Here is a 16,853-nt window from a genome sequence, read left to right as displayed (position 1 = left end):
GCAAGGCTATTCGCGCTCAGTTTGCTGATATTCGACGACCTGATTCCGGCCTTTGGCTTTTGCCTGGTACATTGCGTTGTCGGCGTTAGCCAGTAGTTGCTTTACCTCATAACCACTGGTAGCACTGCCGCTGACGCCAAAACTGGCACTAAGTCTAAACTGATGCTCAATACTGTTGCAATCAATACTGACGATAGCATCGCGGCAAATTTCAGCGAGCAAGGTGGCTTTATCAAGCTCACAACCTGGCATCATAATAACAAACTCTTCGCCACCGATCCGGCCAAAAATATCATTGGAACGCATAAACTGCTTACAGGCTTGAACTACCTGCTCCAACGCCCAGTCACCGGTGGCGTGGCCAAACTGGTCGTTAATTCTCTTAAAATGGTCAAGATCGAATAAAATCATCGCCACCGGTATCTGTTTCGCCTGGCAATACTTTAACGCCTGCTTCGCCTGGTTATTAAAATGGTAACGGTTGCTGATGCCGGTTAACTGATCATATTCAGCCATTAGTTTAAAGCGTTTACGCCCTGTCAGGCCACGGTAAGCCAGAATCAGGGTAATAAAACCAAGTAGCGCGACCAGCATTAACCATAAGCGGCTGTTTTTGGCCTCTTCCTGATAAATACTTTGTTGTAAAAACAGCAGTTCGTTATCCCTGTCCAGTAAGTTTATCCGCTGATTCTTTAGTTCAATTTCTGACTTAACCGTATGATACGCAATTTGCTGTGAGGTTTTGCTGGCGTTAAACTCATTTTCAATCTGCTGTTTACGTTCCAGATAAGCTAATGCCTGCTGATAGTTCTGCTCTGCTTTAGCAATTTGGTATAACACGTCATAAGCTTCAACCAGCGCCACATTATTAGGGCTACTTTGCGCCAACTTCAAAGCATTCAACGCCAACTGTAATGCTTGCTGATAATCACCATTCTTAAAATGCGCTGATGCAGCGAGCGTTTTTACTCTGGAGATCATTATCGGGTAATTAGTGAGTTCTATTTCGCCAATATGTTGCCGATATATTTTTAGTATCGAAGAAACTTCGTTTTTGTTTAATAAATCACGCATTTGTTCAAAACGTGCGAGATTTGCCGGAATCGTTTCTTTGGCAGCGATACAATGATTAATCACTTCATTAACTGCAGCGTCAGTAACTGTGACTTCTGGCTGTAAGTATTTGGCTTCTAAAGCAATAACTCGAATTCGACAGGCAAGTTTATCAGAAACAGAGCTGTAAGTGATGTACCGTTCGTAGATTAAAGTGAGGTCAAAACGCTCAAGCTGGTTATAAGTAAACATAACTAAAAGAATAACCTGAGCGAGTAACTCAGGCTCGGTAATGGTTGGAATGGTATTAAGCAGCTGCTCAAAGTAGGTAAATGCCAGCGCATGGTTGTTTGATAACAACAGCACATTGACCGCCATGATGCGGGACCTGGTAATAATCTGGTTGTCAGTAGAGGTTTTAAGTAAAGGTGTCAGGATGGCCAGTACTTTGTCATATTGTCCCTGCAACGCCTGTTCATAAGCATTCAGCAAGGTTAAATACTCAATATCGGCAAGCTGCGTTAAAGGTAACTGTCTTATTTTGGCCAGTTCCGCTTTAAACCGGGGTTGGTCTTCCAGTCTTATTTGATCAAGCAGAACCAACTGCTGATGAATAGTTAAATTGCTGGCAGTAGTATATTCCTGTTCCGTTGTTAAATACGGCCCGTCAGCAAATACAACGGCAGTTGCCAGCAACAAAGCCATATATAACACGTTGAAACTAAGCACTTTCAAAGGCTCAGCCCTGAAATCATCCGCTTCCCATCTACTTATCCAGCCTGCTTTATCTCAGTTTCAGGAGGCTCTGGTACATCTTCCGGTTGTTTTGCTGGCTGATCTGCAGGTTTATCCTCAGGCTCTTCAGCCGGAATTATCATACAAACAATTTTATTATTAGCATGAACCAACCGGGCCAATGTAATATCGTCTTGCTGAGAAATGGCCTGCTGGATTGCCGGATCCAGATTTAACGGGTTAATAACTTTTTCCAGCTGAGTATCTGCCAGATGGCGCAATGCCGCATCTTCACCCAACCGTTGTAATAACTGTAATACATTATTCATGCTGAACGCCCTGTACGTTATTTTATTATTATTTTTCTAATTTATAGTAATTAGCCTGCTTACAATACACAAAGCCCAGAGCCGTAACCAGCTTTTTTGCCGCCAGATTACCGTTGGTAATATTGCATATTATGTTATTGACTTCGCTGCGTCGCGACAACCATTGGCACAAGCCAGCTAGAGCCTCGTGAGCCAGGCCTTTACGCTGAGCAGAGGGTAACAGCATAATGCCAACTTCTGCGTTAACGCTGGCAGCAGATGATGTTGCATTGGCAGCTGTAAATGTGGCGGCCATTAAGCCAACCGCTAAATGAGCTGGCCGTTCAGCAATCACCAGAAAGAGCCGGCCTCCCGCCACCAGCTCATCCGATGCGCCGTTGTTATATTGCAGCGCCGCGGCAAAACTGCTGATTAACCGGGCATCAGTTAATGGCTCAGCAATCCATTGCATTATCTTTTTACTGCTAAAAAGCTGCCGGTAAAGTGGCTGATCAGATACGGTCATTGTTCTTACCTGCATCAATGGCGTATCCAAACAAAAGCGGTGGTTTAGCGGATTCCCATATTTATCATCATTAATATTTGTCATCGTCAGCCTGCAATGCCGCCAGTTTATCCAGCATCTGCTGGTTGGCGACCATTTTGGTGGCTGGCGGGATCACCAGAGTGGTTTTGGGATCCATTTCGGCAGTCACCAGCTCAGCCAGCGCCAAGGTTGTGATCCGCGGCTGCTGAATAGGCAAGGTTACCGCCTCATACAATATAACCTGATGGCTTAACGGATAATATTCCGCTAATACCTCAATAAGTAGCTGCCGGTAGCGACCATCCGTGCCACGCTTAGCCAGGCTGCGATCACCTGCCACACCTACCTGCCATAAAATCAGGTATGCTGCTGAATCAATGGTGCGTTTATAAAACATAAACTGGCTGGTTTCAAAATGTTGGCAGCCATAGGTGCCTGGGTCTATCGCTAAATCGGCTATCAGGCAGTCCTCTGCCGAAATGCCAGGCTCCATATGGGCAGCAAAGCCAGCAGCTTTCGCCTCGGCAATCGCTTTATGCGGCACCCAGGCAAATACTCCGGGGTGGCCATAAAAGGCGCCAACCACTTTTTTATTTTGCCGCACTTCAGCCAGTATTGCGGCAACCATCTGCTGATAGCTGAGCATTCGCGATACACCGGTCTGATAATAGGGCTGCAATGAACGCACATCACTGTTCATCTGCGCAACCCACTGCTCGGTAATACCATCTGCTACCAGTAAGAACACCACATCGGCCTGCTCAATATAACTGCGGCTAAGCGGGCTAATGTGTGAGCCCAAAGTCATGCCGGTACCAACACAAACTAAACTTCCCTGCTTTTCCAACTGATACTCCGCTTTATTACTAATTATTGTCGTAGTCCTTGTGCTGCTTCAGCAGCGCTATCGTCAAACTTTTGCAGCCATTGCTGGTTAAAACTTTCAAAGTCGTTATCATCGCTGCGATTGTTACTATGCCACAACTGCAATACCTCCAATAGCTCTGGGTCTTGTCGTATCCGGGAAATAACCTTGTTTATTTCCGCAATTTTGCTTTGGCCCCAAGCCGTGTTGGCACAACCAATAGCGCCGGCAACAGGCCGCCCATTAGTCTCCGCAATTTCCAGTGTTTCCATGTTGCGGCTATAAAGTTGCTGGTAATAATTGGCAACTATCGGATAGTCGATGGTGTAATCAAGCCGGCCTGAAGTTATCATATGCAATATCGCCACCGCACCACCGGTACCCGCCCTTGCCAGATAAGGGTCATGCTCGTTCAGTAGTGGCTGTAATACCCCATAACGGCGTCCTGACGGATAACCCAGCCGGAAACGCGGATCATCCAGCAACTTTTCCAGTGAAACCGGTTCACCATATAGTGCCCTGAGGGTTTTTGCTGTCGCGGCACTGGTAATAATATGGTGCGGGTAATAGAAATGGGTAGGCAAACTGTAAACGGCTCTGGCTTCTCCTTCAGGCTTGTAAATCATACAGGGGAAGCAGACCGGCTCTTTGTTATCCAGGGCCTGGGAAATACGCGGTTGTGGCATTTGCAAATAACTTAGCTGCTGCTCGGGCAGATAGCGATGAACTACCGAGGTGAGCACATCACAAATACCATTACGCTGATATTCGCCATGTAATACATGAAACGGCGGCGCATCATTTATTGCCCAGTGAATCACGTTAGTATCAGTTTCAGTAACTGGCACTGATAATCGCAGCTCTGGTCCATCATTTTCCTGTCCGGCCAGGCCTGAAGTACCGAGCAACATTAACACTGCAGCAACTTTGCTAAATCCAGCAATCATAGCGGAGCCTCGCTGTTCTAATCGTAGAATGCATCTATCTACAGACTAACGATCAACTTAGCTGTTTGCTACTAATCAGCAATAAAAAACCCATCTAATGATGGGTTTTCAATTCGCTAACTTGTTGCTGCGGCGCGCTTAGCCCGCTATTTTACAAGGTTTTAATTGCCATACCCTGCTAACATAGTCTTCTATAGAGCGATCCGAGGTAAATTTACCTACTAACGCTGTATTCAGAATAGCTTTTTTAGCCCAACCGGCTTTATCACGATACCAGCTGTCTATTTGCTGCTGCGCATTGGCATAGGACTCAAAATCTGCCAACACCAGATAAGGGTCACCGCCTTGCAATAAACTGTGTTTAATCGCCGCCAGCTCACCGGGTTTACCCGGTGTAAAATAGTCCGTTTCCAGCCAGTCTAAAATGGCTTTGATTTCCGGGTTATTATGATAGTAATCATAACTGTGATAGCCCGAGGCATGCAGTGCTTTAACTTCGTCTACGGTTAAACCGAAGATCGCAATATTATCGCTGCCTACTTCCTCGGCAATTTCAATATTGGCGCCGTCCAGGGTGCCAACTGTTACCGCACCGTTTAATGCCAGTTTCATATTGCCGGTACCAGATGCTTCCTTACCTGCTGTTGATATTTGCTCCGACACATCTGCAGCCGGGATCATTTTCTCTGCCAGCGTTACCCGGTAATTTGGCATAAACACTACTTTTAAACGGTTTTTCACCCGTTTATCGTTATTTATTTTGTCAGCAATTTTATTAATGGCATAAATAATTTCTTTTGCCAGTTTATAACCCGGCGCCGCTTTGGCACCAAAGATAAATACCCGCGGCACCATGTCGTAATCCGGGTTTTGCAGAATCCGCCGGTACAAAGCCAGAATATGTAATAAATTCAAGTGTTGACGCTTATACTCATGCAAGCGTTTGATCTGAATATCAAAAATGGCGGCCGGATCAATATCAATTTTAGTGAGTTTCTTCACTTCTTTGGCTAAGTCAGCTTTGTTCTGCTGTTTAATGGCCATAAAGCTGTCCTGAACCTGCGGGTCATCAGCAAACTCGGCCAGTTTGCTTAATAATTTCAGGTTTACCGGCCAGCTGTCACCTACTTTCTCATCCAGCAGTTTCGACAACCGTGGATTACAGGCTTTCAGCCAGCGCCGCGGCGTTACACCATTGGTAACATTGGTAAACTTATCCGGCCATAGCGCAACCATTTCCGGGAACAAATCTGACTGCACCAACTTCGAGTGTATTTCGGCCACACCATTCACTTTAAACGAGCCTACCACCGACAAATGCCCCATCCGGACCATCGGCTCGTCACCTTCTTCGATAATCGACAGCTTGCGCTTTTTAGCATTATCGCCCGGCCATAGTACGTCAACCTGTTCCACCAGAAAACGACGGTTAATTTCATAAATAATTTCAATATGCCGTGGCAACACTTTTTCAAACAACCGAACCGGCCAGCGTTCCAGCGCTTCTGGCAGCAAGGTGTGGTTGGTATATGCAAATACCTGCTGGCATAGCGCCCAGGCATCGTCCCAGCTCATATCGGCCCGGTCAATCAGAATGCGCATCAGCTCAGGAATAGCAACCGCCGGGTGAGTGTCATTCAGCTGAATAACCACCTGCTCTGGAAATTTACTCCAGTCATCGCCGTGCGCACGTTTGTAGCGACGAATAATGTCTTTTAATGAGCAGGAACAGAAAAAGTATTGCTGAATAAGCCGCAACTCTTTACCTGCATCGGTTTCATCGTTGGGATACAACACTTTAGAAATGGTTTCTGCTTCAATATTCTCGCGAGCCGCATCAATATAGCCACCGGAGTTAAATACATCCCAGTTAAAAAAGTCGCTGGCCCGGCTTTCCCACAGCCGCAGCACATTAACTGAACTGCCATTATAACCCACCACCGGAATGTCCCACGGCACGCCTTTGATGATCCGGCCTGGATGCCAGACCTTTTTCATTGCGCCCTGTAAGTCGTATACGGTTTCAACATAGCCGTACACCGATACTTCCTGCACCGATTCCGGCCGGCAAATCTCCCACGGGTTACCATATTCGCGCCAGCTGTCTGGCCGCTCTATTTGCCGGCCATCCTGAAAGCTTTGTTTGAACAGGCCATGTTCGTAATGAATTCCATAACCAATTGCCGGGTAATTTAAGGTTGCCAGCGAATCAATAAAACATGCGGCTAAGCGGCCAAGGCCACCGTTACCAAGCGCCATATCTTCTTCCTGATCTTCCAGATCAGCGATATTCATACCAAGCTCTGACAATGCCTGTTTTGCCTGGTTATATAAGCCTAAGTTGTGCAGGTTATTGCTGAACAAACGGCCCATCAGGTATTCAAGGCTGAAATAATGCAACGCCCGGGTGTCCTGCTGATAATGAGTACGTTGGGTGTTCCGTAAACCGTCATACACCTGCTCGTTCACGGCCGCACAGGTTGCCCGCCACCAGGCCTGACTACTGGCTTTATTAACGTCTGTACCTAGGCTTGAATGCAAATGCTTAACGATGTTTTGTTTGAGTTGTTCGGTAGATGAACCGCCGGCAGCGGTTTTAGCTGAGGTTGCTTTCTTCATTGCCAATCCTGAAATTTACTGAGCTTATTAATTAAGCAAATCAACATAGCATTGCCAGTTGATATTATTGTTTAATGTAGAAATATTACGAAAACAATACCTCAATTTGCTGCAATTGGCAAAACAAAGGCTGCTTTTGTAATTAAATTACATAACCACAGCAGCCATTTTAACAGTTAGATACCACTGAATACCTTGTCGACAAAGGCTTTTGCGTCTGTTTCTAGTTGTTGCAAGTGTGATTGGTCGACAAAACTTTCCAGATATATTTTATAGGCATTTTCAGTACCGGATGGCCGGGCGGCAAACCAGCCATTGCGGGTAACTACTTTTACCCCACCGATATCAGCTCCGTTACCGGGCGCCTGGGTTAACACCGCAAGTATCGGATCGCCAGCCAGTTCAGTCTGGCTGACACTGGCAACATCCAGTGATTTCAGTGCCGCCTTTTGCTGAGCCGTTGCCGGTGCATCCAGCCGGCGGTAGAGTGGCGAGCCCAGCTCTTTGGTCAGTGCCTGATATTGTTTATATGGATCAACCCCGGTTTTTGCCAGCATTTCAGCGCCAAGCAATCCTAAAATAATGCCATCTTTATCGGTTGACCAAACCTTGCCATTTAACCGTAAAAAGCTGGCGCCGGCGCTTTCTTCACCACCAAACGCCAACGTGCCATTAAACAGACCATCTACAAACCACTTAAAGCCAACCGGCACTTCGCATAATTTACAGCCGCGGGCCGCGACGACACGATCAATCAGCGCGCTGGAAACCAGTGTTTTACCTATTTCCAGGCTGGCTGGCCAGCCTGGCCGGTTAGACAGCAAATAATTAATAGCAACAGCCAGATAATGATTTGGATTCATCAGGCCACCGCTACGGGTAACAATACCGTGCCGGTCAAAATCAGGGTCATTACCAATGGCGATATCGAACTGATCTTTTAGCTGAATTAAGTTGGCCATGGCGCAGGCAGAAGAGCAATCCATCCGGATCTGGCCGTCTTTATCAAGCGGCATAAAAGCGAATGCCGGATCCACTTTGTCATTAACAACGGTAATATCGAGACCATATTTTTCAGCTATTCGTGGCCAGTAACCAATGCCCGAGCCACCCAGCGGGTCTACACCGATCCGGATCCCGGCTTTGGCAATGGCTGCCATGTCAATAACATTTTCTAAGTCGTCAACATAATGCTGAATATAATCAATGTGCTGACAATAACCAGACTGAATGGCCAGGTTGTAGGGCATCATTTTAACGCCCTCTAAATCTTTCGCCAGCAAGGCATTTGCCCGTTGCTCTATCCAGTTGGTGACGTCGGTGTCAGCTGGCCCGCCATGCGGTGGGTTATATTTAATACCACCATCTTCCGGTGGATTGTGTGAGGGGGTAATGACAATACCATCAGCAAGCTTATCATCACCACCGTTGTTTTGGGTTAAAATAGCATGTGAAATAACCGGGGTTGGCGTGTAGCCTAAATCTTTCTGAATACAAACCTGAATTTTATTGGCAATGAGAACTTCAAGTGCCGATGCAAACGCCGCTTCCGATAAGGCATGAGTATCCTTGCCCAGAAATAACGGCCCGGTAATTCCCTGCGCCTTGCGATAATCAGCAATGGCCTGACAAATTGCCAGCACATGGGGCTCATTAAACGAGCAGGCATGGGCACTGCCCCGGTGGCCAGAGGTGCCGAAGCTTACTTTATGCTCCGGATGCTGATGAACATCAGGTTCCAACACATAATAGGCGGTCATTAACCGGCTGATATTGGGGATGCGGTCGTTTGGTACCTGTTGCCCGGCCAGGGGATGTAAAGACATACTCTTTCCTTATAATAAATCGCGGATCCGCTCAGCGTCCTGCTCACTATAACCCAGTTTGATGGCAGTTTCGGTAAGCATCATTTTTTTTCTGGTGGTATTGGAGTTGGTAATGACCCAAAAGCCGGTATTTGGTATCTGCTTAGGATTGGTGCTGCTTCCTGCTTCAGATAGCGCCTCAGCCGAGGTTGCAAAATATAGCCGATTGCGGCCTTTTATCTCCAGTACCTTACTGAACTGCTTTTTATGAACCCGGGCCAGTACCGAAAGCAAATATAGAAAGCGTCCTACTACACTGGATTCAGCCTGTAAGTCTTGCCGGCTAACCAGATCAAATATGCTACCGGGGCTGCTGTTATCGCGGGCAGCTGCACTAACTTCCGGCGCCGTTTCAGAAACTGCGGCGCTTTTGCTTGCCTCTGGCGTTTGACTGACCTGCTGCTCACCTAACAGTAAACGACGTAGAATATCAGAAGCACTTTCGCCAATCTGGCGGGTCTGGGCGGCGATGTAGTGATATAAATCGTCTTCTATTTCAATGGTTTTCATAAGTTTTTCCGTCAACTGAAAGTTGTCCCATTATATAAAGGCTTTGCCACTGACGCCAGCAGCTTAATTTGTTAAAATCCCGGCTTAACTTTTTCAGTGAGTTAGCGATGATTCTACATACCCACAGCACTGGCAGCGGTGAGCCGCTCGTTCTTATTCACGGCCTGTTTGGCAGTTATGAAAACCTGGCCGGCGTTGCCCGGGCATTAAGCGACCAATGGCAGATTATCAGCATCGATTTACCCAATCATGGTCAGTCACCACACGCTGAGCAGATGGATTACCCTGGCATGGTGGCCGACTTAGCTGCCACCCTCGACAGCTTGGAGCTGACTAAGGTGGCTATGTTGGGGCATTCACTTGGCGGTAAACTGGCGATGGCATTTGCACTTGCCTATCCAGAGCGGGTAACAAAACTTATTGTCGCCGATATTGCCCCGGTAAATTATCCGCGTAGTCATCAGAATGTTTTTGCCGGTCTGAATGCAGTAAAGTTAACAGAGATTAGCAGCCGTGGCGATGCTGATAAACAACTGGCAGAGCATATCAGCGAGGTCGGTGTTCGCCAGTTCTTATTAAAAAGTCTGCATAAGTCTGCCGAAGGCTTTAACTGGCGCTTTAATTTACCGGCACTGGAGCAGAGCTATGATCAACTGTTAAAAGCGCCGCAGTCTGATAGCAAGTACAGCGGACCGGTACTTTTTATTAAAGGAGCAGAATCTGACTATATTCTGCCGCAGCACCGGCCGCAAATTCTGAGTTATTTCCCGGCGGCAGAAGCAAAAATAATAAATGGTACCGGCCATTGGTTACATGCAGAAAAACCCGCCGCTTTTGCCAGGCTGGTACGTGACTTTTTATTGAGCCAGCACACTAAAAAATAGCTATTTTTGTGCTATAGTGCCGCCAATTTTTCAGTATGGCCAGTATCAATGACTGTTGCACAATTTGAAACCATAGGTTTGTGGCTTGGCTTAACGGCCCTGTACATTTTTATTGTCCTGGCAATTAATGACGTGCTGAAAAAAAGTCAGGCACCGCGGCTCGGCCGCTTTTTTGTCTGGCTGGTGTTGTTTTTATCACCATTGGTATTTGTAGTTAAAACTGTCGTCCAACACTTTATTGAATAACAGGGTTGAGATTAATGGCTAAAATCGCCACTGATCGCACCACCATTGATTTGTTTGCAGCTGAAAAGCGGCCGGGGCGGCCAAAAACCAATCCGCTACCCCGTGAAGAGCAGCTTAAACTTAATAAGCGCAACCAAATTAAACGCGATCGTAATAACGGGTTAAAACGTATTGAATTTAAGGTATCGGGCCAGCTGTATGCCGCATTAACGCGGGCAGCAGAGCAGGCCAACACCACACGCGGTAACTTAATTGAACAACTTTTAGAACAGGCTTTATCCAGGTAAGAAGGCATTAAACCATGGCAACTGTAGGAATATTTTTCGGTAGCGATACCGGCAACACTGAGCATATTGCGAAGATGATCCAAAAAGAGCTGGGCAAAAATCTGGTGGAGATCCGCGATATTGCTAAAAGCAGCAAAGAGGACATTGCCGGCTTTGACCTGTTACTACTGGGTATTCCTACCTGGTACTATGGTGAAGCGCAATGTGACTGGGACGACTTCTTCCCGGAGTTAGAAGGCATCGATTTTAATAATAAATTGGTTGCATTATTCGGTTGTGGTGATCAGGAAGATTACGCAGAGTATTTTCTTGATGCGATGGGTACCCTGCGCGATATTATCGAGCCAAAAGGCGCTATTATTGTCGGCCACTGGCCAACCGCCGGCTATAATTTTGTGGCGTCCAAAGCGCTGGCTGATGACAGCCATTTTATTGGTCTGGGCATTGACGAAGACCGTCAGCCTGAGCTGACTGAACAACGGGTAAAGCAGTGGTGCAAACAGGTTTATGAAGAAATGAGCTTACAGGAGTTTGCTAACCTGTAACGCGTTATTTGTACGTGTTATTTAAAAAGAGGCGAAAGCCTCTTTTTTATTGTGTTAAGTCCGGCGACGCCGGTATTGGCAACAGCAGTTAACGATATTTGGTTTTTTTACGAATATAAACCGTTCGGTTCACTTCACAGACAATAGTGTTGTCTGCATCCTTTATATGAACCAGAAACTCTGGAAAATACTTATCGCCGGCTGCCGTTTTAGTTTTGATGTCTTCCAGTGTCTCATCTGTCAGCAGAAACTCAGCGGTCAGTTTCCCCAGTCCCGGCTTTATGTAATCAATGTCTGCCTGCTTATCCCAGACCATGTATTCTTTACCAAGCGCACCCATTAATAATAAAGGATAGATAGGATCTGTCATAGCAAACATTGAACCACCGAACTGGCTATTATTAATATTGCGGGTCCATGGTCTGTTTTTAAGTTCAACTCTGGCGTAACGATAATCGTCAGCCAGGCTTGCGATTTTAATCCCGCTGAATAATAGAGGAGGCCAGAAATTTAATAACTTTCGCATAACTTGTGGTTTAAACGCCCAACGCATAGCAGACACCTGGTATGACCTGTTAAAAGGCTATTTTAACCAGCTAAAGTAAAAGCACAAGGGCATGCCAGTGAAATGAGCGGCACTCGGCCATTTCAATATTGAACTAATGTCTTTATAATCGATGCAAATCCACCAGCAAGACAGAGTTTTTTATGTCAGATCATAACATTGAGCTACGTAAGGCCGGCCTGAAAGTTACCCTGCCGCGGGTGAAAATACTCGAGATTTTACAAGATCCAAATCATCAGCACATAAGTGCTGAAGACGTTTATAAAATCCTGTTAGAGCTGGGTGAAGATATAGGCCTGGCAACGGTATACCGGGTACTGAATCAGTTTGATGATGCGGGCATTTTAACCCGGCACCATTTTGAAGGTGGTAAATCAGTATTTGAGTTAACGGGCAACAGCCATCATGACCATCTGGTATGCTTAAAGTGTGGTAAGGTTATTGAGTTTGAAGATGAAATTATCGAAGCCAAGCAACTGGAAATTGCCGAAAAAAATGGCATTAAGTTGACCCACCACAGCCTGTATTTATATGGTGAGTGCACTGATACAGAACAGTGTCAGAAAAACGCTGATTCTCATTAACGCTTACTGATAAACATGGCAGCAGTAGTTGCCATGTTTGTTTGTCCTTTGTTCAGGGCTAAACGGTCAGGCAACACCACTGTTAATTCGTGCCATTGCCAGGGCACTGACATAATTGCCATACTGAAAAGCAAAATCTGCCAGCTCAGCTTCCACTTCAAAACCAAACCGCTCGTACAAGGCTACCGCAACCTCATTGCTACTATAAACGGTCAGCTCCACCCGCCGGATATTCAGCCAATTATCCGCCATTTCCAGCGCAGCCCTTAGTAGCGCTGAACCAACACCCTGCCCCTGATGCTCTTCCAGTACACCCATGCCTATTTCAGCAACATGACGGCGTCGTGGGTTCTGGCATACCTGCAGCCCTAGTTGCCCTACCACTTTATCTTCATCTTCTGCCACCAGATTATAAAAACCCGCACCAGCGTTAAACAGTCTCTGCCAGCTGGCTAAAGGCTGGTAGGGTAACTGTAACGTGTTGGCGAATACCGTTGGTTGATCATAAATAGCTTTAATCGCTTCTATATCAGCGGGTTCAGCATGGCGGATCACGACAGACATGGTTTATGCATCCCTGGTAAACAATGTTTTATCTTAAGTCTTATAATACTCAGCTCACAAGAGCTAAAATGCAAAAAGCCAGCAATTGCTGGCTTTTTCAATTACCCGGCTATTTATCAAAGCTGCTGTTCAAATTCTGGCAATACCGTAAACAGATCAGCCACCAGACCATAATCAGCAACCTGAAAAATCGGGGCGTCGGCATCTTTATTGATTGCGACAATTACTTTAGAGTCTTTCATGCCGGCTAAATGCTGAATTGCCCCTGATATACCCACCGCAATATAGAGATCCGGCGCCACAATTTTACCTGTCTGACCAACCTGCATATCATTGGGGACAAAGCCCGCATCGACTGCCGCCCGCGAGGCACCAATAGCAGCATTCAGCTTGTCCGCAATGCCATTTAGCATGGCAAAATTTTCGCCATTTTGCATGCCTCGTCCGCCAGAAATAATGACTTTAGCGCCAGTAAGTTCAGGCCGGGCTGATTTAGTCAGCTCTTCACTGACAAATGACGATACCTGCAGATCTTTGACGATATCCAGTTTTTCAACTGGGGCATTATTGTCCTCAGCTGCGGCATCAAACGCCGCACCACGCACTGTTAATACCTTGATGGCATCAGCAGATTGCACTGTCGCGATAGCATTGCCAGCATAAACCGGACGAACAAAGGTATCGGCACTTTCGATGGCAATCACATCTGACAGCTGGGCTACATCTAACAGTGCTGCCACCCTGGGCAGCATATTTTTGCCGGTCGTCGTCGCCGCAGCCAGAATGTGGCTGTAATCCCTGCCAATTTCCGCTACCAGCGCTGCAACGTTCTCAGCCAGCTGATGGCTATAAACACTGGCATCAGCGACCAACACTTTACTTACGCCAGCGATAGTTGCCGCTGCAGATACTGCATTATCACAATTTGCACCGGCAACCAGCAGATGAATATCACCACCGATGCGGGTTGCGGCCTGAACTACCTTGTGGGTATCTGCTTTAAGTGCATCATTGCTATGTTCTGCAATTACTAAAATCGTCATCAGATCACCTTCGCTTCATGCTTTAATTTTTCAACCAGTTCCGCTACTGACTCGACAATAACACCACCCTTCCGACTTGGCGGCGCAGTAACCTTCAAAGTCGACACTTTTGAGTCCAAGTTAACGCCCAGACTGTCAGCCGCTTTAACGTCTAACGGTTTTTTCTTTGCTTTCATAATGTTAGGTAGTGATGCATAACGAGGCTCGTTTAGTCTTAAATCAGTTGATACGACTGCCGGCAACGATAATTCAACAGTTTGCAGACCGCCATCAATTTCACGGGTAACCTGAACTTTATCGCCATCAACCACCACTTTTGAAGCAAACGTCCCCTGCCCCATGCCTGTCAGCGCAGCCAGCATCTGACCGGTTTGATTATTGTCAGAATCGATAGCCTGCTTACCCAGAATAACCAGCTTAGGCTGCTCTTCTTCAACCAGTTTTGCCAGTAATTTTGCTACCTGCAAAGAATCCAGATTATGCTCAGTTTCCAGATGAATAGCCCGGTCTGCACCCAATGCCAGTGCCGTACGTAACTGTTCCTGCACTGCCTTAGCCCCAATCGATACGGCGACCACTTCGGTAGCTACACCAGCTTCTTTCAGGCGTACCGCTTCTTCAACAGCTATTTCGCAAAACGGGTTGAGTGCCATTTTAACGTTGGCTAAATCGACACCGGTTTGGTCTGCTTTTACCCGGACTTTCACGTTGTAGTCAATTACCCGTTTTACCGGAACTAATATCTTCATATAATCCTCTTCAATTGCATGCAATTGCTTGCCAGACAGCAGGTTTACGTTAAGGTAAACATAACGCCATATATTGCTGCACAATCTACTTACTGTTGACGTTAACGTCAACCTGCAATACCCTTATCAGCACAATAAACACAGTGAATACTGTAAATATAAGCATCCAAGGGGTAACGATCGTGGAAAGAGAAGCAATGGAGTTCGATGTCGTAATCGTTGGCGCCGGGCCAGCGGGCTTATCGGCCGCGATCCGGTTGATGCAACAAGCGCAGCAGACCAGCACAGAGCTGACCGTTTGTGTAGTGGAAAAAGGCTCAGAGGTGGGTGCCCATATTTTATCCGGGGCAGTATTTGAGCCAAGAGCATTGAATGAATTGCTACCTGACTGGCAGAGCACCGGCGCGCCGCTAACTACACCGGTTACTCACGATGATATATATCTGTTCAGCGACGAACAGCGCAGCCGAAAGTTACCTGGCTTTGCGGTACCAAAAACCATGCATAACAGTGGCAATTATATTGTGTCAGTCGCCAACCTTTGCCGCTGGCTGGCGGAACAAGCAGAAGCTCTGGGTGTCGAAATTTTCCCGGGCTTTGCCGCCAGTGAGTTGTTGCTGGAAGACGATGTGGTTAAAGGTATCGTTATTGGTGATATGGGGCTGGACCGCGACGGCAAACCGAAAGACAGTTTTACTGCCGGCATGGAATTACGTGCTAAATATACCTTGTTTGCTGAAGGCTGCCGCGGCCATCTTGGTAAACAACTTATCAACCATTATCAGCTGGATAAAGATGTATCGCCGCAGCATTATGCTATCGGCTTTAAAGAAATCTGGGATGTACCAGCCAATAATCATCATCAGGGACTGGTGGTTCATTCAGCTGGCTGGCCGCTTGCAGATGAGGCCTCTGGTGGTGGTTATCTGTATCACGCCGACAATCAGCAGATCGTGGTCGGCCTGATTATCGACTTAAATTACAGCAACCCCTATCTGGATCCGTTTGCTGAATTCCAGCGGTACAAACAGCACCCGGTAATTAAGCAGTACCTGGCTGACGGCAAGCGCGTCACTTATGGTGCCCGAGCTATCGCCAAGGGCGGCCTGAACAGTTTGCCGAAAATGAGCTTTGCAGGCGGTTTATTGCTGGGCTGTGATGCCGGCACACTGAATTTTGCAAAGATTAAGGGCAACCATACGGCGATGAAATCAGGCATGCTGGCGGCGGAAACAGTGTTTAGCGCTTTAAGCAACGACGATGCTGGCGGTAAAGACTTAACCGAATTTGCTGATGCCGTTAAACAAAGCTGGCTATATGACGAATTACACAGTTCTCGTAATTTCGGCCCGGCAATGCATAAATTCGGTACTTTCTGGGGTGGTGTGTTTAATACCATTGAACAAAACTGGTTTGGCGGCAAGCTGCCGTTTACCCTGAAAGATAACAACCGCGACTATGCCCAGCTTAAGCTTGCGGCAGATTGTCAAAAGATTAATTATCCAAAGCCAGACAATATACTGAGTTTTGACAAACTGACATCTGTTTATTTATCTAATACCAATCATGAAGAAGAACAGCCCTGCCACTTAAAGCTGGCTGATCCAAGCATTCCTATTGAAGTTAATTTACCAAAGTATGATGAGCCAGCCCAACGCTATTGTCCGGCCGGCGTCTATGAAGTGATTAAAGAGGATGGCCAACAACCTCGTTTTCAGATCAATGCTCAAAACTGTATTCACTGTAAAACCTGCGATATTAAAGATCCAAGTCAGAATATTACCTGGGTTACTCCCGAAGGTGGTGGCGGACCAAACTATCCGAATATGTAATTACATTTAAAACATTTATTAATTTATAAAGCAGTGGCCTGACCGCTGCTTTTTTTTGCTCAAAATTGTATTCAGCTAAATTCCCGACTACGTTTAATCAGTATC

Annotated in this window: 18 protein-coding genes; 6 read left to right on the top strand and 12 right to left on the bottom strand. The window is 46.6% G+C overall.

What is annotated here, in order from left to right; translation table 11 throughout:
- Positions 1-6: 6 nt before the first annotated feature.
- From KQY15_RS11935 to seqA, 8 genes are all read right to left on the bottom strand, one after another.
- Positions 7-1,782 (bottom strand): GGDEF domain-containing protein, encoded by a 1,776-nt coding sequence (locus KQY15_RS11935; protein ID WP_308160245.1) that lies wholly within the window; start codon positions 1,780-1,782, stop codon positions 7-9.
- 41 nt (positions 1,783-1,823) lie between these two features.
- Positions 1,824-2,117: a hypothetical protein gene (locus KQY15_RS11930; RefSeq protein ID WP_217669431.1), complete on the bottom strand. Its 294-nt coding sequence runs from the start codon at positions 2,115-2,117 to the stop codon at positions 1,824-1,826.
- A 28-nt stretch (positions 2,118-2,145) separates the two neighbouring features.
- Entirely contained in the window at positions 2,146-2,622 is a 477-nt protein-coding gene (locus KQY15_RS11925; RefSeq protein WP_217669429.1) for a GNAT family N-acetyltransferase, read from the bottom strand.
- 70 nt (positions 2,623-2,692) lie between these two features.
- Positions 2,693-3,490, bottom strand: a complete 798-nt coding sequence (locus KQY15_RS11920) for an SAM-dependent methyltransferase (protein ID WP_254795677.1) — start codon at positions 3,488-3,490, stop codon at positions 2,693-2,695.
- A gap of 23 nt (positions 3,491-3,513) precedes the next feature.
- Positions 3,514-4,455 carry a hypothetical protein gene (locus tag KQY15_RS11915; RefSeq protein ID WP_217669427.1) on the bottom strand — a complete coding sequence of 314 codons (942 nt, stop codon included), beginning with the start codon at positions 4,453-4,455 and terminating at the stop codon, positions 3,514-3,516.
- A 138-nt stretch (positions 4,456-4,593) separates the two neighbouring features.
- Positions 4,594-7,074 carry a glycogen/starch/alpha-glucan phosphorylase gene (locus tag KQY15_RS11910; protein ID WP_217669417.1) on the bottom strand — a complete coding sequence of 827 codons (2,481 nt, stop codon included), beginning with the start codon at positions 7,072-7,074 and terminating at the stop codon, positions 4,594-4,596.
- Positions 7,075-7,250: 176 nt separating this feature from the next.
- The gene (pgm, locus tag KQY15_RS11905) at positions 7,251-8,900 is read right to left on the bottom strand and encodes a phosphoglucomutase (alpha-D-glucose-1,6-bisphosphate-dependent) (RefSeq protein WP_217669416.1); all 1,650 of its coding nucleotides are present in this window, start codon (positions 8,898-8,900) and stop codon (positions 7,251-7,253) included.
- Between the two features lie 9 nt (positions 8,901-8,909).
- The gene (seqA, locus tag KQY15_RS11900) at positions 8,910-9,449 is read right to left on the bottom strand and encodes a replication initiation negative regulator SeqA (RefSeq protein WP_217669415.1); all 540 of its coding nucleotides are present in this window, start codon (positions 9,447-9,449) and stop codon (positions 8,910-8,912) included.
- A 68-nt stretch (positions 9,450-9,517) separates the two neighbouring features.
- Between seqA and KQY15_RS11895 the strand changes: the two genes are divergently transcribed.
- From KQY15_RS11895 to fldA, 4 genes are read left to right on the top strand one after another with little or no spacing between them, the layout of a single operon-like run.
- The gene (locus KQY15_RS11895; RefSeq protein ID WP_254795675.1) at positions 9,518-10,333 is read left to right on the top strand and encodes an alpha/beta fold hydrolase; all 816 of its coding nucleotides are present in this window, start codon (positions 9,518-9,520) and stop codon (positions 10,331-10,333) included.
- A gap of 48 nt (positions 10,334-10,381) precedes the next feature.
- Positions 10,382-10,579 carry a DUF2788 domain-containing protein gene (locus tag KQY15_RS11890; protein ID WP_217669414.1) on the top strand — a complete coding sequence of 66 codons (198 nt, stop codon included), beginning with the start codon at positions 10,382-10,384 and terminating at the stop codon, positions 10,577-10,579.
- 14 nt (positions 10,580-10,593) lie between these two features.
- A complete protein-coding gene (gene ybfE / locus KQY15_RS11885; protein ID WP_217669413.1) occupies positions 10,594-10,866 on the top strand; it encodes a LexA regulated protein in 273 nt (90 codons plus the stop codon).
- A gap of 14 nt (positions 10,867-10,880) precedes the next feature.
- Positions 10,881-11,411 carry a flavodoxin FldA gene (gene fldA / locus KQY15_RS11880; RefSeq protein WP_217669412.1) on the top strand — a complete coding sequence of 177 codons (531 nt, stop codon included), beginning with the start codon at positions 10,881-10,883 and terminating at the stop codon, positions 11,409-11,411.
- An 88-nt stretch (positions 11,412-11,499) separates the two neighbouring features.
- On the opposite strand, the gene KQY15_RS11875 is transcribed toward fldA, so the two are convergent.
- Positions 11,500-11,964, bottom strand: a complete 465-nt coding sequence (locus KQY15_RS11875; protein ID WP_217669411.1) for a DUF4442 domain-containing protein — start codon at positions 11,962-11,964, stop codon at positions 11,500-11,502.
- A gap of 155 nt (positions 11,965-12,119) precedes the next feature.
- Here KQY15_RS11875 and fur point away from each other — a divergent pair, with 155 nt between their 5' ends.
- A complete protein-coding gene (gene fur / locus KQY15_RS11870; RefSeq protein WP_217669410.1) occupies positions 12,120-12,560 on the top strand; it encodes a ferric iron uptake transcriptional regulator in 441 nt (146 codons plus the stop codon).
- A 66-nt stretch (positions 12,561-12,626) separates the two neighbouring features.
- Here fur and KQY15_RS11865 read toward each other — a convergent pair whose 3' ends face one another.
- The 3 genes from KQY15_RS11865 to KQY15_RS11855 all read right to left on the bottom strand — a co-directional run bounded on the left by KQY15_RS11865 (position 12,627) and on the right by KQY15_RS11855 (position 14,916).
- A complete protein-coding gene (locus tag KQY15_RS11865) occupies positions 12,627-13,124 on the bottom strand; it encodes a GNAT family N-acetyltransferase (RefSeq protein WP_217669409.1) in 498 nt (165 codons plus the stop codon).
- A gap of 116 nt (positions 13,125-13,240) precedes the next feature.
- The gene (locus tag KQY15_RS11860) at positions 13,241-14,167 is read right to left on the bottom strand and encodes an electron transfer flavoprotein subunit alpha/FixB family protein (RefSeq protein WP_217669408.1); all 927 of its coding nucleotides are present in this window, start codon (positions 14,165-14,167) and stop codon (positions 13,241-13,243) included.
- Entirely contained in the window at positions 14,167-14,916 is a 750-nt protein-coding gene (locus tag KQY15_RS11855) for an electron transfer flavoprotein subunit beta/FixA family protein (RefSeq protein ID WP_217669407.1), read from the bottom strand. The genes KQY15_RS11860 and KQY15_RS11855 overlap by 1 nt, the downstream gene beginning before the upstream one ends.
- Before the next feature lie 197 nt (positions 14,917-15,113).
- Between KQY15_RS11855 and KQY15_RS11850 the strand changes: the two genes are divergently transcribed.
- Entirely contained in the window at positions 15,114-16,748 is a 1,635-nt protein-coding gene (locus KQY15_RS11850) for an electron transfer flavoprotein-ubiquinone oxidoreductase (protein WP_217669769.1), read from the top strand.
- Positions 16,749-16,853: the final 105 nt, after the last annotated feature.

The sequence above is a fragment of the Arsukibacterium indicum genome (genome assembly GCF_019100565.1).
Taxonomy (GTDB): Bacteria; Pseudomonadota; Gammaproteobacteria; order Enterobacterales; family Alteromonadaceae; genus Alishewanella; species Alishewanella indicum.
Note: the sequence above shows the minus strand (reverse complement) of the source record. Positions and strands in the feature narration are given on the sequence as shown.

What these genes read in the sequence shown, in the direction of transcription:
- KQY15_RS11930 (WP_217669431.1), bottom strand. Translation starts at nt 2,117, where the DNA reads ATGAATAATGTATTACAGTTATTACAACGGTTGGGTGAAGATGCGGCA.
- KQY15_RS11925 (WP_217669429.1), bottom strand. Translation starts at nt 2,622, where the DNA reads ATGACCGTATCTGATCAGCCACTTTACCGGCAGCTTTTTAGCAGTAAA.
- KQY15_RS11915 (WP_217669427.1), bottom strand. Translation starts at nt 4,455, where the DNA reads ATGATTGCTGGATTTAGCAAAGTTGCTGCAGTGTTAATGTTGCTCGGT.
- KQY15_RS11910 (WP_217669417.1), bottom strand. Translation starts at nt 7,074, where the DNA reads ATGAAGAAAGCAACCTCAGCTAAAACCGCTGCCGGCGGTTCATCTACC.
- pgm (WP_217669416.1), bottom strand. Translation starts at nt 8,900, where the DNA reads ATGTCTTTACATCCCCTGGCCGGGCAACAGGTACCAAACGACCGCATC.
- seqA (WP_217669415.1), bottom strand. Translation starts at nt 9,449, where the DNA reads ATGAAAACCATTGAAATAGAAGACGATTTATATCACTACATCGCCGCC.
- KQY15_RS11890 (WP_217669414.1), top strand. Translation starts at nt 10,382, where the DNA reads ATGACTGTTGCACAATTTGAAACCATAGGTTTGTGGCTTGGCTTAACG.
- ybfE (WP_217669413.1), top strand. Translation starts at nt 10,594, where the DNA reads ATGGCTAAAATCGCCACTGATCGCACCACCATTGATTTGTTTGCAGCT.
- fldA (WP_217669412.1), top strand. Translation starts at nt 10,881, where the DNA reads ATGGCAACTGTAGGAATATTTTTCGGTAGCGATACCGGCAACACTGAG.
- KQY15_RS11875 (WP_217669411.1), bottom strand. Translation starts at nt 11,964, where the DNA reads ATGCGTTGGGCGTTTAAACCACAAGTTATGCGAAAGTTATTAAATTTC.
- fur (WP_217669410.1), top strand. Translation starts at nt 12,120, where the DNA reads ATGTCAGATCATAACATTGAGCTACGTAAGGCCGGCCTGAAAGTTACC.
- KQY15_RS11865 (WP_217669409.1), bottom strand. Translation starts at nt 13,124, where the DNA reads ATGTCTGTCGTGATCCGCCATGCTGAACCCGCTGATATAGAAGCGATT.
- KQY15_RS11860 (WP_217669408.1), bottom strand. Translation starts at nt 14,167, where the DNA reads ATGACGATTTTAGTAATTGCAGAACATAGCAATGATGCACTTAAAGCA.
- KQY15_RS11855 (WP_217669407.1), bottom strand. Translation starts at nt 14,916, where the DNA reads ATGAAGATATTAGTTCCGGTAAAACGGGTAATTGACTACAACGTGAAA.
- KQY15_RS11850 (WP_217669769.1), top strand. Translation starts at nt 15,114, where the DNA reads ATGGAGTTCGATGTCGTAATCGTTGGCGCCGGGCCAGCGGGCTTATCG.